The sequence below is a fragment of the Reyranella sp. genome, from assembly GCF_004297405.1.
Lineage (GTDB): Bacteria > Pseudomonadota > Alphaproteobacteria > Reyranellales > Reyranellaceae > Reyranella.
The window spans coordinates 97,372-121,162 of the sequence record NZ_SCVC01000030.1; the positions used below are offsets into that span (position 1 = coordinate 97,372).

Below are 23,791 nucleotides of genomic sequence, written 5' to 3' on the forward strand. Positions count from 1 at the left end.
CCTCCTTGGGTTCCGCGCCACGGCGGCGCGTCGTCAGCTCTTCTTCTCCATCTGCTCCACGCGGCACTCGTTCACGGTGCCGTGGATCAGGCGCATGATCGCGAGGTACTTCACCGCCTGGCTCATCACCCCGCCCTCGTCGGCCAGCACGCCCTCGGCATACATGCCGTAGAGCGACATCAGCTCGCCGAACAGCGCCGGATCGTCCTTCACCGGCCGGCGCGGGCAGGCCCAGCTCTCCGCACCGTCCACCTCCATCGGGACCAGGGACCGGTCGGTCCACGATCCGTCGGGCCGTTGCTTGGCGTCGCAACCCCACTCCTTCTGCTGCCGCACCGTGCAGGTCGCACAGTTGCGTTCCGGCAGCAGGTAGAGCGCGATCACGCCGCGTCGGATTTTCCCGCGTCGTCGGCGCTCACCGTGTTGATGGTCTTGATCTCGCGCGCCAGCCAGCCGGTCAGTTCGGCGTCGATCAGCGCCAGGCAGTCGTCGGCCACCACCTGGTACTTCTTGCCCATCACGACCTTCTCTGCCGTCGCGAAGGCGACGTCGTTGCCGCGCGCATCGGCGAACTTCTCCCAGCCCTTCAGGCCGAAGCGGACATATTCGAGGTTGGCTTCGTTCAGCTTCACCTGCGCCACGGCGCGGCCATTGTCCTCGCCGTCGGTGAAGGTGAGGCTGCGGTCGTTGACATAGGCCGCGACGAAGGCGTCGATCGCGCCGATGGTGAACTTGGTGGCGTCGGGCGTGCCGTAGGCCTCGTCCAGTTTGGACTCGATGGTCTTCACGGCGGACAGAGTGAGTGCCTTGATGGCCATTCTGCTTCTCCTCCTCGAGATGCTGTTGGCAGGGTGATCCCTGCCGGCAGCCTAAGGAGCAGAGACGAGTGGACTACAGCCGGTCGCAAGCTTGGGTCGTCGCTGCGTCCAAGGCTCGGGACAGGTCAGGGGCGGATTGCTTGTCGGCGATCAGCGGCGTGACCTTCGCCGGTGCATGACGCCGTGCAACCGATTGCGCCGCTTCGCGCGTCAGCTTGGCGCCGAGAAGCTCGCCGTTCTCTTTCTGGATGATGAAGACTTTGACTTCGTACATCGGCCTCCAGTCCCGCATCCTGCCGCACGCCGGCTGACGCGGGGGACCGCACACGCGGGCGTTGAGGCACCGCGCCACCATGGTTATCGGCCGGCGTCTTCTAGCGAGGAACCAACGGCGGCGACAGCGGCGACGTGGCAGTGGCGTCGAGACCATCGGCGTATGCCAGAGCTTCGTCGATCGTGTCGAACAGGCGCTCCCCTACGACCATCTTACCCAAGGCATCGTTCTTCTCGATCTTGTATTTCTTGACGAGGAAGATCCTGTAGGCGTCGCTCGTCAGGTCCCGGCTGCCGGGTCGCGCGCCCATCGCAGCGGGGGACATATTGACAGCCATCGCCGCCCTCTGGTTGGCCGCATCGGTGTCAGCCAGCACGTAGCCCTGCCCAATCAGCTTCTGCATGTGATAGGCGTTGAACTGGAAGGCCCAGACCACCCCGGCGACCGCCATTAAGAATATGCCCAGCATGGGTAGCACAATGCTGATCACCACCACGACGCCGAGGTACACCAGGAAGATCAGATACTCTCCCCGGAACAAGGCCGGGAACGGACCGAAAAACAGAGTGGTCCAGGAAAAGCCGGCATAGCCGGTCTTCTCGAGCCCCGTATCCTTGTGTCTTAGTTTTACTGGCGTCGCCATTTCATTCCCCACCCAAAAGGTGGGGATCCTAGTTTCACACTACCTGTGCGTGCAAGTGGATCGCTCAAAGAAAAGGCCGTGCAATCGATTGCGCCGCCCCGCGCATCAGCTTGGCGCCGAGCAGCTCGCCGTTCGCTTTCTGTGATACGAACGGCACGCTGTACCTGTGGCAAGATGCGGCCACATTGTCTCGGCTACCGGCCGAGGTCGTTGATCGAGAACGTGTCGCTTCCCGCGGGAGATAGGCCGCGGCAGACATCGGCGACCGAGTCGACGGACCTTCGCAGATTGGTCCACCCGACCGGGGTAACCTCCGTTGCCGCCATGGGTGCGACGCTGCCATCCTTACCGACCACGTACAGATCGAGGACCACCCGCACGTTGGGGCCCTCTTGGGAGACGGTATAGAGGGCGCGGTTGCCGTTCTTGTCGGCGATAATCTGCCCGGATACATCCGACGCGGCGATCTGGAATTGGCTGCGAACCAGATTTTGCGTCATCCGCCGCTGCATACATTCGATGTTCACGCCATGGCTTACGGTGTCGAGCTTGGCGGCGGGTGCGCCGGGAGCGGCGACCGAAGCAGGACGGGCTGCGCAGGCCGCCATCAACAAGCCCAACGCGACGCCGGTAGCAATACGTACGATCATCTGCCTTCCATTTCGTTGAGATCGCATGAGTCTATAAAACGACCGGCATTGCAGCCGCATTCGGCGCTTTGCGCATCCCGGGTAACGCGCTTACCGTGCGCGGCCGGCGCCACGGCATTCGCCCTTCACGGTATCGGCTTGGAGGAGACAACATGGTCCATACGCGACGCCGCCACACGCTCGGGATAATTGCCGCGCTCTTTGCCTCCGGTGCCGCGTCCAGCGTGCTTCCCGCCGCCGCGCAGACCACGGGCCAGGCCACTTCCTTCCCGTCGCGGCCGATCCGGCTGATCGTGCCGCATGCGCCGGGCGGCAACTCCGACACGTTCGGCCGCATCCTGGCGCAGAAGCTCGGCGACCGGATCGGCCAGCAGGTCGTGGTGGAGAACCGGCCGGGCGCCGGCGGCACCTTGGGCAGCGCGATGGTCTCCAAGTCGCCGCCCGACGGCTACACGCTGGTGGTGGCCGACAACGGCACGCATGCCATCGCGCCCACGCTCTACGGCGCGAAGCTCTCCTACGACGTCTTCAAGGACTTCACGCCGATCACCTTGGCGGCCACCTTTCCGACCGTGATCATGATCCACCCGTCGGTGCTCGCACAGAACGTCAAGGAGTTCGTGGCGCTGGCCAAGAGCCAGCCGGGCAAGCTCACCTATTCGTCGGCCGGCACGGGCAACGGCTCGCACCTCACCGTCGAGCTGTTCCGCGCGGCCGCGGGTGGCCTCGACATGGTGCACGTTCCCTACAAGGGCGGCGCGCCGGCGGTGCAGGCATTGCTGGCCGGCGAGGTGCAACTGTCGTCGGTCAGCGTCAACACCGCGCTGCCGCATATCCAGGCCGGCAAGGTGCGGGCGCTGGGCATGGCCTCGATGAAGCGCTCGCCGGCGCTGCCCGACGTGCCGACCTTCGCCGAGAACGGCATCCCGTTCGAAGCCGACAGCTGGCTCGCCATCATGGGCCCGCCCGGCATTCCGGCCGACGTCGCGACGAAGCTCAACCAGGAGATCGCCGCCACCCTGAGCCAGCCCGAGACGCAGGAACGCCTGGCCAAGATCGGCCTGGTCGTGGTGGCTTCACCGCAAAGCGGCCTCACCGACGTGCTGAAACGCGATGTCGCCAAATGGGGCAAGGCCGTGAAGGATTCCGGCGCCGTCGCCGACTAGCTTGTCTTGAGCTGGGCGCGCGCCGCTCCAGCGGCGCGATCATGCTCATGAATCGCGCCAGCGGGATGACTTCACCCCTCAGCCTCACCCTGAGGGTGATCGGGAATCGGAGCGTGCGGGCACGCCGACATGCTGTAACGCCACGGCGGCAAGGATGGCGAGCATCGCGACGCCAACCGCACTTGCGACGGACGCCAGGTTGAAGCCTGCGATGAACGCCGCCTGTGCCTGCTCGACCAGGTCCGCTGGAAGCCTCGACGCGATCGAGGAGACCGCCCACAGACTGTCGTTCACGGCCTCGCGTGTTTCCCGGCTGAGGTTTTCCGGCAAGCTGGCGACCATCAGGTGGCGATAGACAGCGGCAGAGAGGCTTCCAAGGACGGCGATACCGAGCGATACGCCGAGATCCTGCACCGTCTCCGACATCGCTGAGGCCGATCCCGCCTTTTCGGCCGGCGCGGAGCCAACAACGAGATCGGTACCGAGCGCGGCGATGGTGCCGAGGCCGAGATAGGCCAGCGAGAAGCCGGCAACGACCGTGACAAGGCCATCGGTGCCGCTGCCGAGTTGGCTGAGCATGACATAGCCGGCCGCAGACAGGCCGAGGGCCAGGGCAACGACGAAACCGGGCCGGATGCGCCTGGCGACGAGCGGCGCACCGACGCCGGCAACCACCATCCCCAGCGCAGGTGGCCCCATCCACAGGCCGGCGACAATGGGAGAGAAGCCGACAACCAGTTGCAGATATTGCGTGACCAGAAGCATGGTCCCGCCAACGGCGATCAATCCGAAGAGCAGCACGATCAGCGCGACGGAAAAGGCCCTGTTCCCGAACAGGCTCACGTCAAGGAGCGGATCGGAAAGTCTCCTCTGCCGTCGGACGAACAACGCGCCGAACACAAGGCCCACGACAATTGCGCCGATGGCGCCCGGAGCGAAGCCATCCTTGGCGATCTGCTTGACGCCGTAGACGGCGGGCAGCATCGCCGCGAGCGACAGGGCGACGCTGGAAAGATCGAGCCGTCCTGCGTTCGGCGCGCGGTATTCGGGCAGCAGAATCGGTGCGAGCAGAAGCAGCAGGACGACGACGGGTGCAGCGATCAGGAAGGCCGCGCCCCACCAGAAGTGCTCCAGCAGCGCGCCTCCGACAACGGGGCCCAGGGCCATGCCGAGCGCAAACATTGTCGTCCATATGCCGAATCCGAGCGCGCGCTGGCGCGGATCGGCAAACAGATTGCTTATGAGCGCGAGGGTCGATGGCATCAGCGTTGCCGCCGAGATCCCGAGCGCCGCCCGTGCCGCGATGAGCGTCACGGCACTGGTCGAGAAGGCCGCGATCACCGAGGCAATCGCGAAAGCGGTCGCGCCGATCATCAGCAGCTTGCGACGGCCGATGCGATCGCCGAGCGTGCCCATGGTGATGAGAAAGCCCGCGATCATGAATCCGTAGGCGTCCATGATCCAGAGCGCCTGCGTGCTCGTCGGCTGCAGGTCTGCCGCCAGTGCCGGCAGTGCCAGGTGCAGCAAGGTGAGGTCCAGGCCGAGAAGGATCGTCGGCAGAGCTAGCAACGCCAGACCCGCCCATTCGCGTGCGCCGGCTCGGGGGAAAGACAGGGCTGTTTCGGTTGCTACGTAGGTTTGGCCGAGCTCGGCTTCGCAATGGGATGTCATGCTGCCTCCTTGTCAGAGGCCCACAAGCACGACAGGATTAAACTGTTACAAGATTGCAAATTATCCTGTTACTGGAAGCAATACCCTGCCCTCTCGAACCCTCGCGCGCACGCGAAGCGACCTCTCCGATTTCCTGGTGCGCCAGAGAGCGAAGCTCTCGCCCGCCACCGTAGGCCTGCCAACCAATGGCGGCCGTCGCACGCCGGGGCTGCGACGCGAGGAAGTCGCCCAGCTCGCAGGCGTCGGTCTCACCTGGTACACCTGGTTCGAGCAGGGTCGCGACATTCAGGTCTCGGAGAGCTTTCTGCTCAAGATCTCGAAAGCCCTGAAACTGGACGACTCCGACTGCAGCCGTCTGTTCCTGCTGGCGCACCGTCGCCCCCCGCCACCCGAAGCCTATCAGTGGCCCACCGTCACCCCGTTCATCCAGCAGTTGCTGGACGATCTCGTCACGCGTCCGGCCTATGTGCTCAACCTGCGGTGGGATGTGATCGCCTGGAATGCGGCGGCCGACTGCCTGTTCGACTTCTCGAGCCGCGACCTGTCAGATCGCAACCTCATGCGCTTGGTTTTCGCGGATCCCGGGATGCGTCCCCGTCTGCCGCGATGGCAGGAGGAAGCGCCGAGACTGCTCGCACAGTTTCGCAGCGATCTGGCGTCCGCACCCGACGACCCCGCCATGCTCACCTTGATCGACGAGTTGAAAAGATTGTCCCCGGACTTTCGCCGCTGGATCGAGCAGCCGAGCATGGACAGCTACAGCCGAGGCATCGGAGTCGTGCTCGATGACCGGGGCACGCGCCTGAACTTCGCCCATGAGATGCTGCTCGTCGACGAGCACCGGCATCTGAGGATGATCGTCTACTTCCAAAAGTGACGGCAAGGACGCGCGACCACAGTCGCGCGTCCCTCCCTGCACCGTCCTCAACACGCGTAGAACATGATCTCGTCGTCGCCGTTCAGGCGGTTGAACTGCAATGCGGCGTCGAGGGCCTGCAGGCCGTTGCGGTCCTTGTAGGTGAGGCCGGTGTACTGGACGCACGGCGCGTGGATGTACCAGCTATTGCCGGGTGTCGTGCCGACCCGCATGCCGAAGGGCATCAGGCGGGCGTTGGCGAGCTTGGTCCAGAAGTCCTGGCTGGCGACCAGCGTCGCTTCGGGGTCGATGCCGCCGGAGCTGCCGCGATCGGTGATGCGGAGCCCGGTGTAGCCGTTGGCGGCATTGATCGAAGTGCGCGGGTCGATCTTGTTGGCGATGTCGTAGCTGAACGTGTCGACCACGCACGGGTTGTTGAGCGGGCCGGCGATGCCGAAGCCGTCGACATGCAGGCGGCCCAGCTCGACCTGCTGCGGTAAGGTCGACTCGAAGACCGGACTCACTGGAAAGGCCGCGTCCGTCGGCGTGCTGTAGATGCCGGTGAACTCGAACTCCACCGTCGCGCGCCCGCCGGCCTGTGCGTTCACCTTGAAGGTGCCGTAGCAGCCCGTCGCCTCGTGCAGCACGCCGTCCTTGTAGAGGCGCAGTGCGATGCTCTCCTGCTGGTTCTCGACGGACGTCGGCTGATACTTGATGCCGGCCGGGAAGACCGTGACGATCCACTTCTGGCCCGCGATCAGCGCGCCGCTCCAGGTCGGCGTCACTGTGGCGCCGGAGAGGCCGCCGGTCGTCAGGGTGGCCGCCGTGCCCGAGATCATGTCGACGCCCGCCTGCGCCGCCGTGCCGTCATCGGCGGTGATCGTCATCTCGGCCGTGCCCGAGAGGCCGCCGGTCGTGACGTCGATCAGCAAGGTCTTGGGCTCGGTGATGCCCGAGAGGCTGCCGCCGGTCGTCCAGGCGACAGTGGGAGCGCCGCCGACATTGCCGATCGGCAGGAACGCGCCCCACCAGGCCGACGCCTTGTTCTCGGCGACCAGCGAGCAGGCGCGCAGCAGACGGCCCAGCCGGCTTTCGGAGCCGACCGTGCCGCTGCCGCGCAGCTCGTGCGTGAAGGAGAGCTTGGAGATCTTGCGACCGATCATGTCGGGCGTCGGCGAGAGGTCGGCGCGATAGAGTGGCCGGTCGATGTTCTGGAGATCGAGCTTGTAGTCGGCGTTCTCGATCAGGATCGGGCTGGTCGAGTCGTTGAACGCTGGCAGCGTGCCATAGGCCGGCTCGATGCCGGCGTAGAGCATGGTCTTGCGGGTGAGAATGCTCATGGAAGCCCCTCCTTGGGCCAAAGGGAATCGTTGGGTGGTTAGACAGCAACCGTGGACGCGACGCCGCCGGTGGCGTCGCCCAGCGCGTTGAGCTTGGTGGCGAGTTCCTTCACGGCGTTGGCGATCTTCTGCATCACCGCGCCGGCATCGGCCGCCTTGACGATGGCATTGGCCGCCGTCGTATCCGCGCCCGACGCCGCCGTGCCGGTGCCTTCGGGAATGTCGGCGAAGGCGAGGCTATAGGCGGGCTTGCCGCCGGAGAGATCGACGATCTCCGCCGCCCCACAGGCGACGGCGAGCTTGTTCGTGTGCAGCACGAGCTGGGCCAGCGCGTTCCTGAGCCGCGCCAGCACGAGGTTGGCGCCGGTGGCCGAGGCCATCGCGGTGCCGACGCCGGTGTAGGAGACGTCGATGGCGGCGATGGTGCCGTCGGCCGTGGTGCCGACGATGTTGTCGACCAGCACTCCCCCCAGCGCCGGGACCCGCGCGTTCAGGAGATTGATCTGCGCGATCAGCTCCTTCAGCGCGTCGGTGGCGTTGGCGAAGCCCGCTTCAAGCTCGGCCTTCTGCGCGGCGTCGCTGCTGCCGAGCGCGGCCGGCGTGAAGCTGCCGATGGCCTCGATCGTGCCGTTGGCGGTCTGGCCGCCGGAATTGTCGACAAGATCGGTCACGGTCGACGCGGCGATGCGGGCCAGCGACTGCGCCAAGCCGCGCATCGCGGGCGTCAGCCCGTTGCCGTCGACGCGAAAGATCTGGCTGCCCGCCGCATACTGCGCCCGGGAAATCCTGACGGTCATTGGAGCACCTCATTGTGCGGGATGCGGATGCATCCCTCCATGCCCGCCCTGAACTGACACCGCCCTCCTCGCCCCGGTATCGCCTCCTGTCAGCGTGGTTCGGCGCTGCGCCAATGACGAATACTACTTATACGTGTTTTACAACAGCGTATGCTCGTCTATAGTTTGCGCAAAGGGTCGTTCAACACCCTGGTTTGGAGGAATAGTGATGTCGAGGCTCTTTCCGAAACTGATGCTGGTTGTGGGCATCGGCATGATCGGGTTGGCCTGCCTAGGCGACTACAGTCCCGCAGATGCTCGATCGCGGGATGGCTATACCACGGTGACGGTGACGAACCGCGGCCAGAACGGATATCCCGACCACGTCGTTAGGCAGCGGGTCCGCTGCTGGAGCCAGTACTACGACGGCTACCGTCAACGAACCGCACGGTGCTGACACGGGCTTTGCTTTGGCCGTAGGGACCCGTACAAAGCGCTCCGGTCAAACATCGAGAGAACTCAAGAATGCCGTCCGTCATTGCCGCGATCCTGGAGTCGCGGACGTTTCTCGTGCTTGCAAGGGTGGAACTCACCTTCGTCTTCTGGTCATCGGGTCTTGCCAAGCTGTTCGGGTTCGACGGCGCCACCCTCGAAATGGAAAAGTTCCACCTGCAACCAAGCTGGCTGTTCGCTGTCGCGACCGTGATCGTGCTGCTCGGCGGCTCGCTGGCGATCATCCTGAACCGTGGCGTCTGGCTCGGCACCGGCGCACTCGCCGTCTTCACGCTCCTCACCATCCCCATCGCCCATGCGTTCTGGAACAAGACCGGCGATGACGCCTTCCAGCACATGGTGATCTCCTTCGAGCATGTGTCGATGGTCGGCGGGCTGGCGCTGGCGGCGATCCTCTCGAAGAGGATGCGCACCAAGTCCTAGCGCGCTTTCGTCCGGGGTGAGCTATGGGGTGGCATGTCCACCCCAGCTCCCCTCACCGTCGGCGAGGTCGCCCAGCGCAGCGGGATCGCCGTCTCGACGGTGCATTTCTACGAGAAGAAGAAGCTCATCGCCGGCTGGCGCACGGCCGGCAACCAGCGGCGCTATCACCGCGCCGTGCTGCGCCGCATCGCCATCATCCGCATCGCCCAGCGTGCGGGCATTCCGCTCTCGGTGATCCACGACGCGCTCGCCGACCTCCCGCACGACCACGCGCCGACCGTGCGCGACTGGCGGCGCTTCACCAACGCCTGGAAAGGCATACTCGAGGAACGCATCACCGGCCTGATGCAGTTGCGCGACCAGATCGCGAGCTGCATCGGCTGCGGCTGCCTGTCGCTGAAAGAATGTCCGCTACGGAATCCCGACGACGCGCTGGGCAGGCAGGGTCCGGGGCCGCGACGTTTGGTGCCAGCGCCCAAGGCTTTACCTCGACCATGGTTGAGGTCCTACAAGGCACACCGCAACACCAAGCGGGGGTAAAGAGTGCCAAGCGTATTTGCAGCGATCCTGGAGTCACGCGCCTTCCTCTTTCTGGCGCGGGTGCTGCTCACCTTCGTCTTCTGGACCGCAGGCCTCGGCAAGCTGATCGGGTTTGATGCAAATGCCACCGAGATGGAGACGTTCGGCCTCTACCCGGGCTGGCTGGTGAATGCCGCGGTGCTCACCTTGCAACTCGGCGGCTCGGCGATGATCATCCTGAACCGCGGCACCTGGCTCGCCGCCGGCGCGCTCGCGGTCTTCACCGTCCTCACCATCCCGATCGCCCATCCCTTCTGGGCCAGGACCGGCGCCGAAGCCTTCCGCGACCTGACCGTCGCACTGGAGCACGTGTCGCTGATCGGCGGGCTGGCGCTGGCGGCGATACTCGGGGCACGCCTTCGGTGATGCCCTTCCTCCCCCGTCAACGGGGGAGGTGCCTCGTCATACGAGGCGGAGGGGTCATGACCCCTCCGTCGCCGCAGACGGCGCCACCTCCCCATCTGAATGGGGAGGAAAAGCCCAGCGTTAGACGATCCGCCGCGGATCCTTGATCGAGTGGCGGTATTTCATCGTGTAGAGGATCACGCCCGCGACATGGCGCTGGTTCTCGTCCTCGACATCGGAATCGTTGCTGGTCTCCACGAGGTCGATCACCAGACCGCCCAGGGTCGGGTCCTCGGCCAGGCGGCGCTGGACGGCGCCAAAGTAGGCGTTCATCTCGCTGCTGGGCTGTGCACTCGATTGCACGACCAGCTTGATCTCCAGCGCCACCGTCAGGCTGCACTCGCGCACCATGTGGAGGTCGCGCTTGGTCTCGCGGCCGTCGAAGATGCCGAGCGAGCGCTGCTTGCGATAGGCCCAGTCCCGGAGCGGCGCCCGCACCACCAGATCCCAGGCGAAGCCATAGTCGCCTACGGGCTGCGTGCGGATCACCTGCTCGAGCGCCGCCAGCGCGCGTTCGCGCACGGTCAGTTGGTTGGGAACGAACTCAGCCACCGCTCATCTCCTTCAGGATCGCTTTGAGGGCGCGTTCGAGGAAGTAGTCTCCCTCGCTCTCCAGCGTGCGCAGCATCTCCAGCCGTGTCCGTCCCCGCCGCGCCTGCAGCACGAACGGAATCCGCGTGCGACCCGGCCGCCGCGCCGTCACGAGCACGCGCCCCTTGATCTCGCCCAGGCTGCTGCCCGTGACCTCGACGCTGGCGCCCGAGCCTGCCGTCACCGCTTTGAGATGGGAGTCGAGTTCGCGCCGCAGCGCGCCCGGCACTCTTTGCCAACCGTCGGTGAGCGCCTTGGCCGCCGCCTCGAAGCCCGCCGCCGCGTCCGTGTAATGCCGGCCGCGGAACGAGACTTCGATGCCCATCAGAGGATGACGCCGGCGCGCGGCGTCTCGGCCCACGGCATGTAGCGCGTGTGGCGGCCGAGGATGCGCACCAACTGGCCTTCCAGCAGACGCGCGTCGGCGGTCGACCGGTTCTGCACGAACATGGGATGCGCGCTCAACGCCACACGGGCATGGAGTCGCGCCGCAAGCGCCAACCACCCCGGCACGGCGTCGAAATGCTGGCCATCGGTCGCGGTGAAGCCCGCGGTGTAGGACACGCGGAACCACCAGGGCCGGAAGCCGCGCAACTCGTCGTCGCCCGCGATCGACACGACGCCCTTCTCGGGATCGACGGTCGCGCGGGCCGTGAGGTCGATCTCGCTCGTGCCAAACTCCGCCGGCAGCCGCGCGGCTTTCACCGTCGGTGTCCCGGTGAGGAAGCCCCGCGAGAGGCCGAGCCGCACGAGATGGCCGGCGGGATACTGGCTCATCTCCACGGCGAAATCGTCGCGTGCCGTCACCCGCTCCAACGTGGTGCGGAGACGGCTCGCGATATCGTCGGTCGCGGCATCGAGCGCGGCCAGGATGGCGTTGTCGCTATCCTGACCGGCCTCGACGCCCAGCGCTTCCTGTACGGAAAGCAGGCTGGCGAGCTTCATGATGTGCTCCGACGGTCAGACCGTCCCGATGTTCGTGTACTTCACGATGGCGTCGGTCTCCTCGACCTGCACGGCGACGCGGGCGGTGAGGACGACGATGTAGACGCGCTCGCTGATGTTCTTGTCGAACTCCAGGCTGATCTGGCGCTGGATGCCGAAGATCAGGTTCAGCGGATTGGTGAACAGGCCCAGCGTCTCGGGCATGAGCTGCACCGACTTCATCGGCACGCCATAGGGCGAGAGCAGCCCGCTGGTCTGGACCTGCAGGTCGCCCAGCACGCCGACCCTGTTGGCCAGCGTATCGCGATACTCGGTCTCCTGGTTCACCGACACGAAGTGGCGCATCGCCGCCTTGTTGCGGAGATACTGGACCGGCATGTCGGTCATGCCCTTCTTGAACATCTCCTTGGCGATGGCGGCGTTGGCCCAGTTCACGACATGGCCCGAGCCCGCGAGCTTCAGCCAGCCGTCGAACATCGAGAGATAGGCCTGGTCGTCGGCGTCGCCCGGATTGGTGTAGGCCGTGTCGCCCAGCAGGCACAGCTCCTCGAGATCGAGGGCCGCACGCTCGGCAATGAGCGTCACCAGTGTCTCCTGCAGGCCGCTCGACCACGGGCTGTTCGACGGCTCGTTGCCGGCCGCGACCGCGCGCTCGATATTGTCCTCCAGCACGTCGTAGGGCAGCCGGATCTCGGCCATCACCTCCTGCGTGGAGAGCATGATGTGCTCGGTGCCGGGCTTGGCGCGCTGCGCTGGCGTCAGCGCCACGCCGGACTGCGCCTTGCGCAGGATGCGGTTGGCGAAGCCGATCTTGTTGATCTTGCGCTGCGGGGCCGCCATCTCGACGACGCGCGCCTCCTTGATCAAGGTCGGCTCCTTGATGAGCTTGCGGATGAAGGCCGCGCCCTGCTCGGGCATCAGCAGGCCGCCATTGGCCGCGAGGTCGGCGAGCGCGAGGTCGGCTTTCTGCAGCAGGATCTGGTTGCTGGACATAGTTATGACGCCCCTCCTTGGGCAGTTGTCGAGTACGGGAGTCGAAAGCAGGTCAGGGCTTGATCAGGCCCGTATCGAGCAGCCGGGGAATCCCCGCGCCCGCCCCTTTGGCGAGACGCACCGGCTGATCGCGATTGGCCTCGCCCAGCACGACACTGGAGACGACCGCATCGGTCTTCTGCACCTTGGCGACGAGCTGGCCGACGGTTTCGGCCAGGGCGCGCTGTCCTTCCTCCAGGCGCGCGAGTGCCGCCAGGACGGGATCCTTCGACTCCTTGGGCGGCGCTTCAGGCTTTGGTGCAGAGGACGGCGCGGGTTTCGCCTCCTCGTCGCTCTTGCGGAAGAGCTTCACGAAATCGAGCATGCGGCTTGTGTCTTCCTTGGTGAGACGGAACGGGATGCGGTTGGCACCGCGCTTGACCAGCGAGACGAAGCGCACGTCGACGTCGCTGAGTTCGTTGACCTTCACGTCACGACGCATGGAGGAACCCTTCGACATAGGAGAAACGATGGCTGTGGTCCGCACTCTCGTCGGTCAGCGTGCCGCGCGTGATTGTGTGGCGATGGCCCTGCACGGTGTCGGTCTCGCCGCCGAGGAAATTGCCATCGCTGTCGAAGCGCACGGTGAACTGATGGGCGTGGTTCTCGATTCGATCAGTGAGGCCCGACAGCTCTTCGGGAATCTCGACCTCGACGGTCACCTCCTCGCGAAAGCCCGCGCCATCGAGGGAAAAGCCATTCAGCTCACCCTTCTTGATGGCGATCCATAGCGCCGGGTCGGGTACCTTCACACCGATCACCCACGCGCCCGGGATGAACGTCGGGTCGCCCTCGCGCGCGATGAAGGTCTCGACGATATAGGAGCCGTTGGGATGGAGATCGTGGTTGGTGTCGATCTTCGCCAGCCGGCCCTTCTCCATGAAGAGATAGGCAGCCTTGGCGATCTCCTCCGCCGACATGCGATCGCCCTGCGCATCCGTGACGTTCGGGGCAAAGACTTCCCCGAAGACGATCTGCTGCTCGGCGTCCTGCTTCTTGATCGCGATTTCGATGGGAGACATGCGAGCGACGTTAGCCGCCGCAAGCCGGGCGGCTATGGCCGCGCCCGGCCCTGGTTCTGTTTACGAGCCGTGTGCTCTCTTCTGTCGTCCTGAGCGTAAGCGAAGGACCTCATCACCGCTTGCAACCGACATGAGATCCTTCGCTGCGCTCAGGATGACAAGAGAGAGGTAACTAGACCGAAGCGTTCAACCGCTGCCGCCGAACCGCGGCGCGGGCTTCGAGAGCTGCCGCGTCCGCCCCGTCGTCCTCGGTCGCGAAGCCGTCGAAGATCGGAGCCAGCGCCTCGATCTCATTGGCCGAGAAATCGAGGTCGAGATCCTTCACCTCGATCTTCTTGAAGGGGAACGGCACCGTCTCCTCGTGCACGCGCGTCATCGCCTCGATATAGGCGCCGAAGCCCGGCAGGTGCGGCAGCACGCGATATTCCTCCGGCTTGTCGGGCACCGGCTCACCATGGCGCACGATCAGCTCGTTCTTCACGGTGGCGTAGAGGCGAAACTCCTCGTCGAGATACTTCACGATCTTCGACAGGCGATAGCTCACGGCGCCGGGCAACGGCTTGTCACGCAGGCGGGCGATGGCCTCGTGCGCGGCGACGATCTGGATGACGGTCAGACTGGTCAATCAACCCTCCTTGGTTGTGTGGAGGGTGAATAGCACCGGCCGGCGCGAAGGCAATTATTTGTTCTGCAGCGCGTTGGTCATCGCCTCGCTGCGACGGTTGTTGCTCGAGGTCGAGCCGAAATAGTAGCTCAGCACCTGCGTGGTGTTGGCCGCGAGATAACCCACCACCGACGAGATCAGCGCGATCGACGCGGGCTCGTCGGCCGGCAGCTTCTTGTTGAAGACGTAGTAGACCCCGGCCATGAACATGCCGAGCACGACGGCCGCCAGGACGTTGATGCCAATGTGCGCCCACGGACTCGGCCGCGCGCGCGTATCCGGCCGCAACGCCGCGAAGGTGAAACCCAGCGCGCGCTGCTGCTCGACGATGGCGCTCTCGACCAGCCGCAGCCTGCGCATCAGCTCCGGCGTCTGCTCCTTCAGGATCATCTCGACGATCTCGTCCGGCCGCGCATCGTCGCGCTCCAGCAGGACCTTCCCCGCCACCCCCGCCGCCAGCCCCTTCAACGGCCCTTCCAGCGCACAGGCAAAGGTCGGCGCCACGACCGCAACGATCGGCTTCCAGTCCATGGCGCGAACTTAGGACTCGGCGCGGCGATGCTCAGCGGCACGGCGCGACGGCGGCGCGCTCACGATCAGAGGGCGGCGCCGGTTGTGTTTCTGATATGCCAAAATACTGATGTCCCCGCCTTCGTGGGAGCGGTACGGAGTCATCGTCAATCCGCCGACGAGAATTCAACGGGGGAGGCAGCGATGGTGCAGGACTCACACCGGAGTCATGAGAGCGACCTTCTGCGCATTGGCGACGATCTGCTACCGGACATCGACGAAGAACTCGACCGCGAGCTTCGCAAAGGCGTCACCAAGCGCGTGATGATCCTGCGCGGTACCGAGGGGCCCGCCGCCGGCCGCAAGCCCTATGCCCAGACCAAGGCCCGCATCACCTTCTCCAACGAACGCGACCTGCGCCAGTGCGTGCGGCTGCTGCGCTGGTCGGACGAAAGGCTGCGGCTGCGGCCCGAACTGCTCGTGCTGTGGGAGTGGAGCTCGTCGTTCCGCGAAGGCATGACGATCTCCTTCGGCGTGAACTGGTACGACAAGGCGTTCTTCGAGACGCGCAAGGACGTCTTCAAGAATCCCGAGCATCGCGGCTACTACGCCATGTTCGGTGCCTCCGCCGACGATTTCGAACTCGAGCACGTCGTCCTCGGGAAGTAGCGCGCTTCCCCTGTCACTTCCCCTTCAAACACGTCTCGTCGAACACGTCATTATGCGCGTTCGTCTGGTTGAAGAACGGGCGCCAGGTGCGGCGGCTTTCGGGAGAGCGCTTGGCGTCGTCGACCTGCGCGTCGGTCATCTCCAGCCGCGAGAAGCGCGCGCAGGGATCAGGGCTCAGCACCATCACGGGCGCGGGGGCGCATGCGCTCGAAAGCAGTGTCGTCGTCGTCGCCAGCAGCGCGACGCGCCGCCTGGTTGCGCAGCCTGATGCCTTCATGGGTCTTCTCCGCCGCCTTCTCCATCGCCCGGGTAGAGACGTCGTTGCGGCCGGCGGATTTGCCTTCGGCATAGGTCCACCACAGCGCCGCCACGACGATCGCCAGCGCCAATGCGACGGCGGCGAGCTTCAGTCCCAGCAGCGCGCTCATGCCGGGATCGGCGTGCAGTGAAAGGCCAGCGCGTAGAGCAGCAGGTGCAGCCAGGTCTTCACCCGGCAGAGCCGGCTCACGATTCGGCTCGTGCAATCGATTGCACGGGACGTAACTGCACAGGTGTATCCGAACACCGGAATTGCAGCTCGAGCTCGGCCGCCTTGTTGAGCTGATCGACGACGCTCTCGGGATCGATACCCGGCAGGCCCGCCGCCAGCGACAGCGCCGCGATCTGCTGCGTCACATCCTTGATGGCGATGGGGTTGGAGCGGAACACGTAGCCCGCACCGCCCAGTTCCGGCAGCAGCTTGCGCGTGACGATCTCGTCGAACAGCCGCCGCTCGGGCCCGAACACCTGGCTCTCCGCCGCGAGATAGCTCGCATAGGCCGTCGCGAAGTTGAAGTCGGCCGACTTGCCGAGGAACAGCGGTGAGAAGCGAAACGCCCGCAGCACCCGCTCCGCGCATTTGTCGTCGTAGCGCTCGAACATCGAATCGCCCGCGCGCTCATGGCCGAAGCGCTCGACCGTGACCTTCACCGTGCCCGGCTTGTCGAGCATGCCGTCGGTCGCGGGGACTTCGAGGATGGCGGCGCGCGATTTCTGGCCCGGCGCGAACTGACGCTCCAGCGCCTGCCGCGCCTCGCCCGCCACGATGCCGCCCTGCACGATGATCAGCGCCGGCGGCAGGCCGCCCGACTGCAGATAAGTGAGGTTGTTCTCCTCCGCCGCGCGCGAGCCGACGACCGAGGGAATCTGCCCCTCCCAGCGCGGCACGCCATAGGGGCTGTTGGGGTCCTGCCCCACCTGGAAGTAAAGCAGCTCGGTGGCGCGCGCCGGCACCGACACGGGCCGGTCGGCGCTCTCCCACTGGCCGGTGTGCTTGTCGAGCTGGCGCGAGGCGCCGAACTCCTTGAAGAATAGGAGCTGCCCGGCCATGAGCTGCACGAAGCGCCGCTCGCGCACCATCACGTTGACGGACATCTCCGCGCCGCCCCGCGACACAGTCTTGGCGACCGGCGCCGGCGCATCGAGCTTGCAGAGGCGGATGGTGCGGGCCGGCGTGTTGCGCAGGAACACGACCTCACCCGCGGCATTGCGCATGATCTCCAGCGCGCCGTAGCCCACCCGCTCCATGTCGCGTTCGAGGTCGCGGCGCATGGTGATGAAGCTCGTGCCGGGGAACGGCTCGCGGAAGAACGCTTCGAGCTTCTGCGCGACCGGATCGTCCTGCTCGTCGGGCTCGTCGGCGCGCTTGGTCTCGCGCTCGATGCGATGCCCGGTGCCCGCGACATTGACCACCATGGCGTCGATGCAGGCGCCCAGGACGTTGTTCTCCTGCGTCAATCGCTCCAGCGATCGCGGATCGTAGGGCGGCCGCAGCACATGGCCCGCCGCCCCGTCGGTGCCGGCCATATAGAAGGCGTTGAACTCGTCCTCGACCTGCAGCGCATTCGACGCCATCGCAGGCGCAGCGGCGGGAGCAAGCGAGGTGACACGCATCTCGGGCTGTTTGATCTTCATGCCGCGAGCCTATGGACCGCCCGCGCGCCCTCGCCATCACCACCCGCCTCGCCGGCTCGTTCCTGCGCCATGCCGGGGGCGCGCGAGTCCACTCGCGCGATTCATGATCATGACCGCGCCACTGGAGTGGCGCGCCCCCAGCGTCACCCCTTCATCTTCACCATCGAGCCCATGTCGGGGCCGTATTCGTGGTCGAAGGTTAAGCGGAGTTGCGGGCGCCAGCCGCACATCGTCTCGATCGGCAGGTTGCCGGCGACCTCTACGATGCGGCGACCGATCTCCTCGGCGCGGTCCTCGGGGCAGTAGCCCAGCACGGCGTCGTGGATCATGGCGCAGGGTCGGGCGTCGGGAATTTGCCGGTCGATCTCGCTCAAGGCCCAGCAGGTGAGATCGGACAGCGTCGACTGCACCGGCGCGTTGATCGCCTGGCGCTCGGCGCGGCTTGCGACCTGGCGGTCAGACGAGCGGATCCACGGCAGATGCCGCACCCGACCGAAGGGATTGGCGACAGCGCCGTCGCGTCGCGCCCGCTTGCGCGCCGTCTCGTGCCAGTCGAGCAGGCCGGGATAGGTCGCGAAGAAGCGGTCGATCATCCCCTGCGCCTGCGTCTCGCTGAGCACCATCTTGAAGGTCTGCCAGGCGTAGCGCACGAAGCCCTTGGCCTGCATGCCGTAGAGCAGGCCAAAGTTCGCGGCCTTGGCCTTGAAGCGGCCCAGCTCGAAGCGCTCCATCTTCTCGCGGTCCTGAACGTCGGCGGCCAGCGCCATGAAGGCGTCGGTCGGCATGTCCATCATCGAGGCGCCGGTGACGGCGTGGAGATCGAGCCCGGCGCGATAGGCGGCCAGCATGTTGGCCTCGTCGGCAAGGCAGGCCGCGATCTTGAGTTCGCCTTGCGCGGCGTCGGTCGACCAGATCGCCATGCCGGGCGGCGCGACGAAACAGCGGCGGAGTTTCTTGGCCCACGTCCCGCGCTTCGGCACGGTCTGTATGGCCGGATCGCGCGCCGAGGTGCGGCCGGTGACGGTGCCGCTGTCGGCCGTGTCGCCATCATCCGCGCGGCCGGCAAAGAGCATGTAGCTCGGGTGAAAGCGGCCGTCGGCGTGCAGGTGCTTCAGGAAGCCCTTCACGTAGGCCGACAGCATCTTGGCCGCCGCACTGCGCGCTTCGAGCACCTCGACCATCGCCGCCGCCTCGGGCACGTCGTGGAACATGGCGAGATGGGCCTTGGCGGTCGAGGGCTCACCCTGGCGAGGCGTCACCATGCGCGGCTTCAGGTGCAGGCCGGCGGTGCCGAAGAAGAAGTCGCGCAGCATTGCAGGCCGGACGGAGAGGTTATCGGCGTACTTCATGCGCAGCCGGCCCGGTAGCAGCGCCAGCACCTGGCGGTCGAGATCGGCCAGCGCGCCGCCGCGCCCGTCCTCGCCTTCGAGCTCGACCCGCAGCGCCTCGAAACGCTCGCGCGAGGCCAGCACGCCGTGTCGTTCGAGGCGGCCGAAGGCGAGCGACGCGGGATGCAGCAGGCTCACGTAGAAGTGCGCCAGTGCCGGCGATGCCAGCAGTTCGTGACGAATGGCGGCGGCCGACTGGAAGACGGCATCGACGGCGCGGCCCAGTCGGTACAATAACGGATCGTGAGAAGTGCCCTCCTCGATCTCCGTGTAGAGGCGCGTGTAGGTGGCGAGGCTGTTGGAGCGGTTCTCGTCGAGCAGCGAGCCCGTGAGCAGAGGATCGAAGGCGAAGTTGGTGCAGTCGATGCCCAGCCGCGCCGCGAGCCAACCCATGTCGGCCTTGAAGTTGGCGCCGCGCAGCCTGATCCGCGGCGAGGTCAGCAAGGTGCGCAGGCTCTCGACGACAGGGTCCGGCAGCTCGTGAGCGAGATCGAGACAGTCCGCCGCGCCTGCTGCCATGCTGAAGCCGATCGCGAGGACAGTGCCGCCGTCACCAGCGCAATCGGCGGCGACCTCGACCGGCCGGCCTGTGTCCGCGAACGTGCAATCGATTGCACGGATGAGGTCGTCGAAATCCTCGACCCAACGATAATCGCCCGTCATCCCCCCGACGAGTAGCCACACCCGGCGTCCACCGCCAGAGCCTCTCCTCCCCATTCAAATGGGGAGGTGCCCCGGAGGGGCGGAGGGGTCAGAGCATCGAGAGATACATGACCCCTCCGCCCGCGCAGACACGGGCACCTCCCCCGATGACGGGGGAGGCTGAATCGTGGCGCTCATCAAAGCCGGTCGAACAGCCAGGCGAGGCCGGCGTCCATCATCGCGACCTGGGGCGCGACGGCGGTGAGGCGGAAGCGGCCGAGCGGCAGCGGCGCTTCGCGGCGCACGACGCCGAAGCGGCGCGCATGCAGGGCAGCAAACCGGCGGGGCAACGCGGTGATCAGGTCGGTTTCGGCCACGACCGCCAGCGCGAACATGAAGTTGGGCACGGTGAGCGCGATCCGCCGCGCGCGGCCCTGTTCGGCCAGCACACGATCGACGAAGCCATAGGGATCGCCGGTGAGCGAGACCACGAGATGCCGCATCGCGCAGTAGCGATCCAGGGTCGGCGCGCGGGCGAACGGATGGCCGGCGCGCATCGCCAGCACGAAATCCTCCTCGAACAGCACGCGCCCGTGGAAGCGCGGCGGAAACTGGTCCGTCGGCACGATCGCGATATCCATCGCGCGCGCTTCGAGCTCGGCCAGCGCGCCCCGCCAGGCGCGATCGGGCGACGTCTCGCCCTGCGTCGGCAGGAGCTGGCGCACGCCGATGTCGATGCCGGGCGCTTCCTTGCCGAGCCGAGCGAGCAGCGGCGGCAGGAACACCGCCGACACGCCATCGGGCGCGCCGACCGTGAAGCGGCGCGTCGAGGTCGCGGGCTCGAACGGCGCGGCGGTCGCCACGACGCTCCGCACCCGCGCGAGAATGTCGGCGATCGGCGCGGCCAGCTCCAGCGCGCGCGCCGTCGGCACGACGCCCTTGGGCGTCTTGAGGAACAGCGGATCGTTGAGCAGCCGCCGCAGCCGGCCGAGCCCGTGGCTGACCGCCGACGAGGAGAGGTTCAGCCGCTCCGCCGCGCGCCCGACATGTCCCTCCTCGCGCACGATCTCGAACAGGACCAGCAGGTTGAGGTCGGCGCGGGACAGGTCTGCGCCGGAGTGGTCAATTCTGCTCAGCATATTGGTGAAATCATATCACTTCATTCAGGAGGCATACAGGTGCCATCTCCCGGTCGTGACAATTCACCAACCCTGGAGTCCCGCATGTCCGCCCTGCACCCGTCGGGTTTCGCCGCCGCCGCGGCCGAGGCCTTCATCGACATGGAGGTGGGCGACCTCATCGAGCGATCCCTGGAGTCGAACGCCGCCCTGATGCGCGGCGACATTCAGCGCTATCTCGCCACGGTCGCCCTCACCGACGACTTCACCCTGATGTCGCCGTTCGGCGGCGCGCCGACGCATGGCGCGGAGATCACGCCGGAGCGGATGGCGGCGATGGGGCGGTTCTTCCGCAACGGCACCCTGGAGCAAGAGGTGGTGCAGTCCTACGGCTCGGCCGACATGGTGGTGCTGGCGATCATCGAACGCGCCCGCGTCGAGGTCGGCGGCCTGCCGGCGCAGGACTGGTCGCTGCGCGTCACCCTGGTCTATCGCCGCGACGGCCACCGCACTGGGGGCGACTGGCGGCTCGCCCATCGCCACGCCGACCCGCTCGTCACGGGCATCAGCCTCGAGCAGGCCGCCGCGTTGGCGCGATGATCATCGCCTCTCCTCCCCATTTGAATGGGGAGGAGAAAGACTGCCCTTCGCCGTCACTCACTCAGGCACCGTGCCACGACAGGCCCAGGCGACGGCCGCCATGGAACGTGGACCGTCGGGACGGTTGGCGAGGTAGGCGCGGCGCACGTGCTCTCTCAGAATGTCGCGCTTCTCAGGGGGCAGCTTGACGACATACTGGCCATGGGGTCCTTCGCCGCTGGCAAAGGGCGTCCAGTAGTCCTCGAAGGATTGGAACTCCATGTGGGTCAGCAAGCTCGTCTGCTCGACATCGCGCAAGCCGAGATCCCGCCACAGCGTCTCCATCTCGCCGGGCCCGTTGAGAGGACGGAAGAGTGGCCGCTCCAGCGCGGGATCGAGGACACCCGCGATGTCCCAGAGGATTCGCGCGAAGGGTTGGCCGCCATAAGCGTCCCACACCGCGGCGGCGATCGTGCCGCCGGGGCGGACGACGCGGCACATTTCCTCGACTGCCTTGCGCGCGTCGGGAATGAAGTGCAGAACCAGCAACGAGAAGGCCCGGTCGAACGACGCATCCGGGTATGGCAGGGCACGCGCGTCGCCCACGTCGAAAGCAAAACGCGGATCGGTGTTCCGCGCGCGAGCGGCTGCGACATAGGACTCGGTCAGATCGATCCCGGTGGCCGATGCGACGTTGGCGAAGTCTGGCAGCGCGAAGATCAGACTGCCGGTGCCGCACCCCATGTCGAGCACGCGATCGCCGTCGCTGAGACCACCGAACCTGATCAGCGAAGGCGCCAGCCGGCGGCTCCAGCGACCCATGAGCTGTTCGTAACGGTCTGCGTCCTGGAAACCGCTTGCAGCGGGCATGACAGGTTCATTCACCGTTCGCCCCCTAACGCTTCATGCGTCATCGCCCGGCATCGCCTTTCCGGATCAATCTTGCGTCAGCCGGACGGACACGGCCGTCTTTCTGCTTGCCACCCTGGAGAATTCGACGGATGACTAGGCAGGAGAAAGGCAGAAGCGGTTTCGTGGCTGCCCGACTTAGGTGTCCAATTTCGGACAGTAGAGGGTTGCAGTAAAGCGTAAGCGTCACGTTAGACACCGATGAGCAGATGCCTCTCTGGACTTACTTCCATGTGGCCTGCATTGCCTACTCTCGACTTCACTAAAGGATACACGTCATGGCTTCAGGCACAGTTAAGTGGTTCAACGCGACCAAGGGTTTCGGTTTCATTCAGCCGGACAACGGCGGCAAGGATGTCTTCGTCCATATCAGCGCCGTCGAGCGCGCGGGACTGAACGGCCTCAATGAAGGCCAGAAGATCACCTACGAAGTCGCCAGCGAGCGCGGCAAGGAAGCCGCCGTCAACCTCAAGGCCTGATCTCGTTGAACACAGGAAGGACGATTCACTCGTCCTTCCTCGATTGAGACCGCATCGACCTGGGCATCATTTCGACCAGGCGGCGGCTCCTCATTGCCTCACCTCCCCATTCCGATGGGGAGGTGTCAGGGCGAGGCACCCCCTCAACTCGCACATCCTGAGCTCGACCTGAAGTCGATGCGCCGAGGCAATCGGAGCGGTCGACCAGGAAACTTTCGCATGATAGTTTCCTAGTCAACTAAGGAACTGCCATGCCTTCGCCTTTGCCCGTCTCGGACCTCACTGCACATCTCGGCTTCTGGCTGCGCACCGTGTCCAACCACGTCTCGCATGCCTTTGCCAGCAGGCTTGCCGTCATGGGAGTGACCGTTGCCGAATGGGTGATGCTGCGCGCGTTGTACGGCAAGGATCCGATTCCGCCGAGTCGCGTCGCCGACGAAATGGGCATGACGCGCGGCGCGATCACGAAGTTGGCCGATCGGTTGATCGACAAATCGCTGATCGTCCGCAAGGCCGACAGCGATGATGGCCGCGCTCAGACGCTCGCGCTGACGCCGCGGGGAAGCAGTTTGGTCCCGAAGCTGGCCGCGCTGGCCGATCAGAACGACGCAGAATTCTTCGGCGCCCTGAGCAGAGCCGAACGGGACACGCTGGAAGGGCTCCTGAAGCGGTTGGTCGAGCATGGTGGGATGGCGGCCCTGCCGATCGACTGAACCCGATCAACTGAACTCAACGCAACTCACGCAGAGGATAAAGCCGCATGGACGATCACAAGAAAGCTGTCGCCAAGACCTGCCTCGACGGCGCGGAAAACAACACGATGACCTTTCCCCAGATCGTCACGACGTTGATGCAGACGGGCTTCGAAGGTTACGCGATCGACTTCCGGCGCGCGCTCGCGACCTTCTACATGCCAGATGGCGACCTCGTCGACGTGCCGACGCACAGGATCGACGATCCCGTCGCCCCGTCCTTTGATGCGGGGCGCATCCAGGCTGCCATCAGGGAAGCGCAGCAACTGGTGCCCGGCTATACCTATCTGGGCTTCTGCAAGAAGGCCGCCTCGGCCGGCTGTGCGGGTTACATCGTGTCGTTTTCCGGCCGTCGAGCGCTATACATTGGCCGGACCGCCGAGACTCACGTGGAGCAATTTCCGGACTAGGGCGGCCACGCTTG

Annotated in this window: 32 protein-coding genes; 10 read left to right on the top strand and 22 right to left on the bottom strand. The window is 65.8% G+C overall.

Annotated features, from left to right (window positions below; translation table 11 throughout):
• Positions 1-33: 33 nt before the first annotated feature.
• From EPO50_RS18000 to EPO50_RS18020, 5 genes are all read right to left on the bottom strand, one after another.
• Complete coding sequence (locus EPO50_RS18000) at positions 34-384, bottom strand: hypothetical protein (protein WP_296346383.1); 351 nt, start codon at positions 382-384, stop codon at positions 34-36.
• The gene (locus tag EPO50_RS18005; RefSeq protein WP_296346384.1) at positions 381-818 is read right to left on the bottom strand and encodes a hypothetical protein; all 438 of its coding nucleotides are present in this window, start codon (positions 816-818) and stop codon (positions 381-383) included. The genes EPO50_RS18000 and EPO50_RS18005 overlap by 4 nt, the downstream gene beginning before the upstream one ends.
• Positions 819-891: 73 nt before the next feature.
• Positions 892-1,092, bottom strand: coding sequence for a hypothetical protein (locus tag EPO50_RS18010; protein ID WP_296346385.1), 201 nt, complete (start codon positions 1,090-1,092; stop codon positions 892-894).
• A 100-nt stretch (positions 1,093-1,192) separates the two neighbouring features.
• Positions 1,193-1,735 (bottom strand): DUF2628 domain-containing protein, encoded by a 543-nt coding sequence (locus EPO50_RS18015; protein ID WP_296346386.1) that lies wholly within the window; start codon positions 1,733-1,735, stop codon positions 1,193-1,195.
• A 194-nt stretch (positions 1,736-1,929) separates the two neighbouring features.
• Complete coding sequence (locus tag EPO50_RS18020; protein WP_296346387.1) at positions 1,930-2,385, bottom strand: hypothetical protein; 456 nt, start codon at positions 2,383-2,385, stop codon at positions 1,930-1,932.
• Positions 2,386-2,537: 152 nt separating this feature from the next.
• Here EPO50_RS18020 and EPO50_RS18025 point away from each other — a divergent pair, with 152 nt between their 5' ends.
• Positions 2,538-3,551, top strand: a complete 1,014-nt coding sequence (locus tag EPO50_RS18025) for a tripartite tricarboxylate transporter substrate binding protein (protein WP_296346388.1) — start codon at positions 2,538-2,540, stop codon at positions 3,549-3,551.
• 84 nt (positions 3,552-3,635) lie between these two features.
• Here the strand turns inward: EPO50_RS18025 and EPO50_RS18030 are convergent, their stop codons facing one another.
• Positions 3,636-5,222, bottom strand: a complete 1,587-nt coding sequence (locus tag EPO50_RS18030) for an MFS transporter (RefSeq protein ID WP_296346389.1) — start codon at positions 5,220-5,222, stop codon at positions 3,636-3,638.
• A 136-nt stretch (positions 5,223-5,358) separates the two neighbouring features.
• Between EPO50_RS18030 and EPO50_RS18035 the strand changes: the two genes are divergently transcribed.
• Positions 5,359-6,099 (top strand): helix-turn-helix transcriptional regulator, encoded by a 741-nt coding sequence (locus EPO50_RS18035; protein ID WP_296346390.1) that lies wholly within the window; start codon positions 5,359-5,361, stop codon positions 6,097-6,099.
• A gap of 47 nt (positions 6,100-6,146) precedes the next feature.
• Here the strand turns inward: EPO50_RS18035 and EPO50_RS18040 are convergent, their stop codons facing one another.
• On the bottom strand, positions 6,147-7,418 hold the full coding sequence (locus EPO50_RS18040; RefSeq protein ID WP_296346391.1) for a hypothetical protein: 1,272 nt from the start codon (positions 7,416-7,418) through the stop codon (positions 6,147-6,149).
• Between the two features lie 38 nt (positions 7,419-7,456).
• Positions 7,457-8,215, bottom strand: a complete 759-nt coding sequence (locus EPO50_RS18045) for a hypothetical protein (protein WP_296346392.1) — start codon at positions 8,213-8,215, stop codon at positions 7,457-7,459.
• 504 nt (positions 8,216-8,719) lie between these two features.
• On the opposite strand from EPO50_RS18045, the gene EPO50_RS18050 reads away from it, so the two are divergent.
• Genes EPO50_RS18050 through EPO50_RS18060 form a run of 3 tightly spaced genes read left to right on the top strand, consistent with a single transcriptional unit; the run spans position 8,720 to position 10,075 of the window.
• Positions 8,720-9,130, top strand: coding sequence for a DoxX family protein (locus tag EPO50_RS18050; protein WP_296346393.1), 411 nt, complete (start codon positions 8,720-8,722; stop codon positions 9,128-9,130).
• A 33-nt stretch (positions 9,131-9,163) separates the two neighbouring features.
• A complete protein-coding gene (gene soxR / locus EPO50_RS18055; protein WP_296346394.1) occupies positions 9,164-9,670 on the top strand; it encodes a redox-sensitive transcriptional activator SoxR in 507 nt (168 codons plus the stop codon).
• A gap of 3 nt (positions 9,671-9,673) precedes the next feature.
• The gene (locus EPO50_RS18060) at positions 9,674-10,075 is read left to right on the top strand and encodes a DoxX family protein (RefSeq protein ID WP_296346395.1); all 402 of its coding nucleotides are present in this window, start codon (positions 9,674-9,676) and stop codon (positions 10,073-10,075) included.
• Between the two features lie 120 nt (positions 10,076-10,195).
• On the opposite strand, the gene EPO50_RS18065 is transcribed toward EPO50_RS18060, so the two are convergent.
• From EPO50_RS18065 to EPO50_RS18100, 8 genes are all read right to left on the bottom strand, one after another.
• Positions 10,196-10,666: a hypothetical protein gene (locus EPO50_RS18065; RefSeq protein ID WP_296346396.1), complete on the bottom strand. Its 471-nt coding sequence runs from the start codon at positions 10,664-10,666 to the stop codon at positions 10,196-10,198.
• Positions 10,659-11,030, bottom strand: coding sequence for a hypothetical protein (locus EPO50_RS18070; RefSeq protein WP_296346397.1), 372 nt, complete (start codon positions 11,028-11,030; stop codon positions 10,659-10,661). Before EPO50_RS18070 ends, EPO50_RS18065 begins: the two co-directional genes overlap by 8 nt.
• Positions 11,030-11,650, bottom strand: a complete 621-nt coding sequence (locus EPO50_RS18075) for a hypothetical protein (protein ID WP_296346398.1) — start codon at positions 11,648-11,650, stop codon at positions 11,030-11,032. The genes EPO50_RS18070 and EPO50_RS18075 overlap by 1 nt, the downstream gene beginning before the upstream one ends.
• 15 nt (positions 11,651-11,665) lie before the next feature.
• Positions 11,666-12,643, bottom strand: a complete 978-nt coding sequence (locus EPO50_RS18080) for a hypothetical protein (protein WP_296346399.1) — start codon at positions 12,641-12,643, stop codon at positions 11,666-11,668.
• Positions 12,644-12,695: 52 nt separating this feature from the next.
• Entirely contained in the window at positions 12,696-13,124 is a 429-nt protein-coding gene (locus tag EPO50_RS18085; RefSeq protein WP_296346400.1) for a hypothetical protein, read from the bottom strand.
• Positions 13,114-13,704, bottom strand: coding sequence for an XkdF-like putative serine protease domain-containing protein (locus EPO50_RS18090; protein WP_296346401.1), 591 nt, complete (start codon positions 13,702-13,704; stop codon positions 13,114-13,116). Before EPO50_RS18090 ends, EPO50_RS18085 begins: the two co-directional genes overlap by 11 nt.
• Before the next feature lie 172 nt (positions 13,705-13,876).
• On the bottom strand, positions 13,877-14,329 hold the full coding sequence (locus EPO50_RS18095) for a hypothetical protein (protein WP_296346402.1): 453 nt from the start codon (positions 14,327-14,329) through the stop codon (positions 13,877-13,879).
• Between the two features lie 54 nt (positions 14,330-14,383).
• Entirely contained in the window at positions 14,384-14,899 is a 516-nt protein-coding gene (locus EPO50_RS18100; RefSeq protein WP_296346403.1) for a hypothetical protein, read from the bottom strand.
• Between the two features lie 183 nt (positions 14,900-15,082).
• Between EPO50_RS18100 and EPO50_RS18105 the strand changes: the two genes are divergently transcribed.
• The gene (locus tag EPO50_RS18105; protein WP_296346404.1) at positions 15,083-15,547 is read left to right on the top strand and encodes a hypothetical protein; all 465 of its coding nucleotides are present in this window, start codon (positions 15,083-15,085) and stop codon (positions 15,545-15,547) included.
• Between the two features lie 13 nt (positions 15,548-15,560).
• On the opposite strand, the gene EPO50_RS18110 is transcribed toward EPO50_RS18105, so the two are convergent.
• The 5 genes from EPO50_RS18110 to EPO50_RS18130 all read right to left on the bottom strand — a co-directional run bounded on the left by EPO50_RS18110 (position 15,561) and on the right by EPO50_RS18130 (position 20,669).
• Positions 15,561-15,686 (bottom strand): hypothetical protein, encoded by a 126-nt coding sequence (locus EPO50_RS18110; protein ID WP_296346405.1) that lies wholly within the window; start codon positions 15,684-15,686, stop codon positions 15,561-15,563.
• Positions 15,687-15,714: 28 nt separating this feature from the next.
• Entirely contained in the window at positions 15,715-15,975 is a 261-nt protein-coding gene (locus EPO50_RS18115; RefSeq protein WP_296346406.1) for a hypothetical protein, read from the bottom strand.
• Between the two features lie 76 nt (positions 15,976-16,051).
• The gene (locus EPO50_RS18120) at positions 16,052-17,500 is read right to left on the bottom strand and encodes a hypothetical protein (RefSeq protein WP_296346407.1); all 1,449 of its coding nucleotides are present in this window, start codon (positions 17,498-17,500) and stop codon (positions 16,052-16,054) included.
• Between the two features lie 143 nt (positions 17,501-17,643).
• The gene (locus EPO50_RS18125; RefSeq protein ID WP_296346408.1) at positions 17,644-19,551 is read right to left on the bottom strand and encodes a DNA polymerase; all 1,908 of its coding nucleotides are present in this window, start codon (positions 19,549-19,551) and stop codon (positions 17,644-17,646) included.
• 176 nt (positions 19,552-19,727) lie between these two features.
• Positions 19,728-20,669, bottom strand: a complete 942-nt coding sequence (locus tag EPO50_RS18130; RefSeq protein WP_296346409.1) for a LysR family transcriptional regulator — start codon at positions 20,667-20,669, stop codon at positions 19,728-19,730.
• 39 nt (positions 20,670-20,708) lie between these two features.
• Between EPO50_RS18130 and EPO50_RS18135 the strand changes: the two genes are divergently transcribed.
• The gene (locus tag EPO50_RS18135; RefSeq protein WP_296346410.1) at positions 20,709-21,248 is read left to right on the top strand and encodes a DUF4440 domain-containing protein; all 540 of its coding nucleotides are present in this window, start codon (positions 20,709-20,711) and stop codon (positions 21,246-21,248) included.
• 57 nt (positions 21,249-21,305) lie between these two features.
• Here EPO50_RS18135 and EPO50_RS18140 read toward each other — a convergent pair whose 3' ends face one another.
• Positions 21,306-22,097 (bottom strand): class I SAM-dependent methyltransferase, encoded by a 792-nt coding sequence (locus EPO50_RS18140; protein WP_296346411.1) that lies wholly within the window; start codon positions 22,095-22,097, stop codon positions 21,306-21,308.
• A gap of 317 nt (positions 22,098-22,414) precedes the next feature.
• On the opposite strand from EPO50_RS18140, the gene EPO50_RS18145 reads away from it, so the two are divergent.
• The 3 genes from EPO50_RS18145 (at position 22,415) to EPO50_RS18155 (ending at position 23,777) form a co-directional block, all read left to right on the top strand.
• Positions 22,415-22,615, top strand: coding sequence for a cold-shock protein (locus EPO50_RS18145; protein ID WP_296346412.1), 201 nt, complete (start codon positions 22,415-22,417; stop codon positions 22,613-22,615).
• 251 nt (positions 22,616-22,866) lie between these two features.
• Positions 22,867-23,328 carry a MarR family winged helix-turn-helix transcriptional regulator gene (locus EPO50_RS18150; RefSeq protein WP_296346413.1) on the top strand — a complete coding sequence of 154 codons (462 nt, stop codon included), beginning with the start codon at positions 22,867-22,869 and terminating at the stop codon, positions 23,326-23,328.
• A 47-nt stretch (positions 23,329-23,375) separates the two neighbouring features.
• Positions 23,376-23,777 carry a DUF1398 family protein gene (locus tag EPO50_RS18155; RefSeq protein ID WP_296346414.1) on the top strand — a complete coding sequence of 134 codons (402 nt, stop codon included), beginning with the start codon at positions 23,376-23,378 and terminating at the stop codon, positions 23,775-23,777.
• Positions 23,778-23,791 lie beyond the last annotated feature (14 nt).

Bases quoted from the DNA above. Each gene is read 5' to 3' on its own strand.
- EPO50_RS18005 (WP_296346384.1), bottom strand. From the start codon at position 818: ATGGCCATCAAGGCACTCACTCTGTCCGCCGTGAAGACCATCGAGTCC.
- EPO50_RS18010 (WP_296346385.1), bottom strand. From the start codon at position 1,092: ATGTACGAAGTCAAAGTCTTCATCATCCAGAAAGAGAACGGCGAGCTT.
- EPO50_RS18015 (WP_296346386.1), bottom strand. From the start codon at position 1,735: ATGGCGACGCCAGTAAAACTAAGACACAAGGATACGGGGCTCGAGAAG.
- EPO50_RS18020 (WP_296346387.1), bottom strand. From the start codon at position 2,385: ATGATCGTACGTATTGCTACCGGCGTCGCGTTGGGCTTGTTGATGGCG.
- EPO50_RS18025 (WP_296346388.1), top strand. From the start codon at position 2,538: ATGGTCCATACGCGACGCCGCCACACGCTCGGGATAATTGCCGCGCTC.
- EPO50_RS18030 (WP_296346389.1), bottom strand. From the start codon at position 5,222: ATGACATCCCATTGCGAAGCCGAGCTCGGCCAAACCTACGTAGCAACC.
- EPO50_RS18040 (WP_296346391.1), bottom strand. From the start codon at position 7,418: ATGAGCATTCTCACCCGCAAGACCATGCTCTACGCCGGCATCGAGCCG.
- EPO50_RS18045 (WP_296346392.1), bottom strand. From the start codon at position 8,215: ATGACCGTCAGGATTTCCCGGGCGCAGTATGCGGCGGGCAGCCAGATC.
- EPO50_RS18050 (WP_296346393.1), top strand. From the start codon at position 8,720: ATGCCGTCCGTCATTGCCGCGATCCTGGAGTCGCGGACGTTTCTCGTG.
- soxR (WP_296346394.1), top strand. From the start codon at position 9,164: ATGTCCACCCCAGCTCCCCTCACCGTCGGCGAGGTCGCCCAGCGCAGC.
- EPO50_RS18070 (WP_296346397.1), bottom strand. From the start codon at position 11,030: ATGGGCATCGAAGTCTCGTTCCGCGGCCGGCATTACACGGACGCGGCG.
- EPO50_RS18075 (WP_296346398.1), bottom strand. From the start codon at position 11,650: ATGAAGCTCGCCAGCCTGCTTTCCGTACAGGAAGCGCTGGGCGTCGAG.
- EPO50_RS18080 (WP_296346399.1), bottom strand. From the start codon at position 12,643: ATGTCCAGCAACCAGATCCTGCTGCAGAAAGCCGACCTCGCGCTCGCC.
- EPO50_RS18085 (WP_296346400.1), bottom strand. From the start codon at position 13,124: ATGCGTCGTGACGTGAAGGTCAACGAACTCAGCGACGTCGACGTGCGC.
- EPO50_RS18090 (WP_296346401.1), bottom strand. From the start codon at position 13,704: ATGTCTCCCATCGAAATCGCGATCAAGAAGCAGGACGCCGAGCAGCAG.
- EPO50_RS18100 (WP_296346403.1), bottom strand. From the start codon at position 14,899: ATGGACTGGAAGCCGATCGTTGCGGTCGTGGCGCCGACCTTTGCCTGT.
- EPO50_RS18105 (WP_296346404.1), top strand. From the start codon at position 15,083: ATGGTGCAGGACTCACACCGGAGTCATGAGAGCGACCTTCTGCGCATT.
- EPO50_RS18110 (WP_296346405.1), bottom strand. From the start codon at position 15,686: ATGACCGACGCGCAGGTCGACGACGCCAAGCGCTCTCCCGAAAGCCGC.
- EPO50_RS18115 (WP_296346406.1), bottom strand. From the start codon at position 15,975: ATGAGCGCGCTGCTGGGACTGAAGCTCGCCGCCGTCGCATTGGCGCTG.
- EPO50_RS18120 (WP_296346407.1), bottom strand. From the start codon at position 17,500: ATGAAGATCAAACAGCCCGAGATGCGTGTCACCTCGCTTGCTCCCGCC.
- EPO50_RS18125 (WP_296346408.1), bottom strand. From the start codon at position 19,551: ATGACGGGCGATTATCGTTGGGTCGAGGATTTCGACGACCTCATCCGT.
- EPO50_RS18130 (WP_296346409.1), bottom strand. From the start codon at position 20,669: ATGCTGAGCAGAATTGACCACTCCGGCGCAGACCTGTCCCGCGCCGAC.
- EPO50_RS18140 (WP_296346411.1), bottom strand. From the start codon at position 22,097: ATGCCCGCTGCAAGCGGTTTCCAGGACGCAGACCGTTACGAACAGCTC.
- EPO50_RS18145 (WP_296346412.1), top strand. From the start codon at position 22,415: ATGGCTTCAGGCACAGTTAAGTGGTTCAACGCGACCAAGGGTTTCGGT.
- EPO50_RS18150 (WP_296346413.1), top strand. From the start codon at position 22,867: ATGCCTTCGCCTTTGCCCGTCTCGGACCTCACTGCACATCTCGGCTTC.
- EPO50_RS18155 (WP_296346414.1), top strand. From the start codon at position 23,376: ATGGACGATCACAAGAAAGCTGTCGCCAAGACCTGCCTCGACGGCGCG.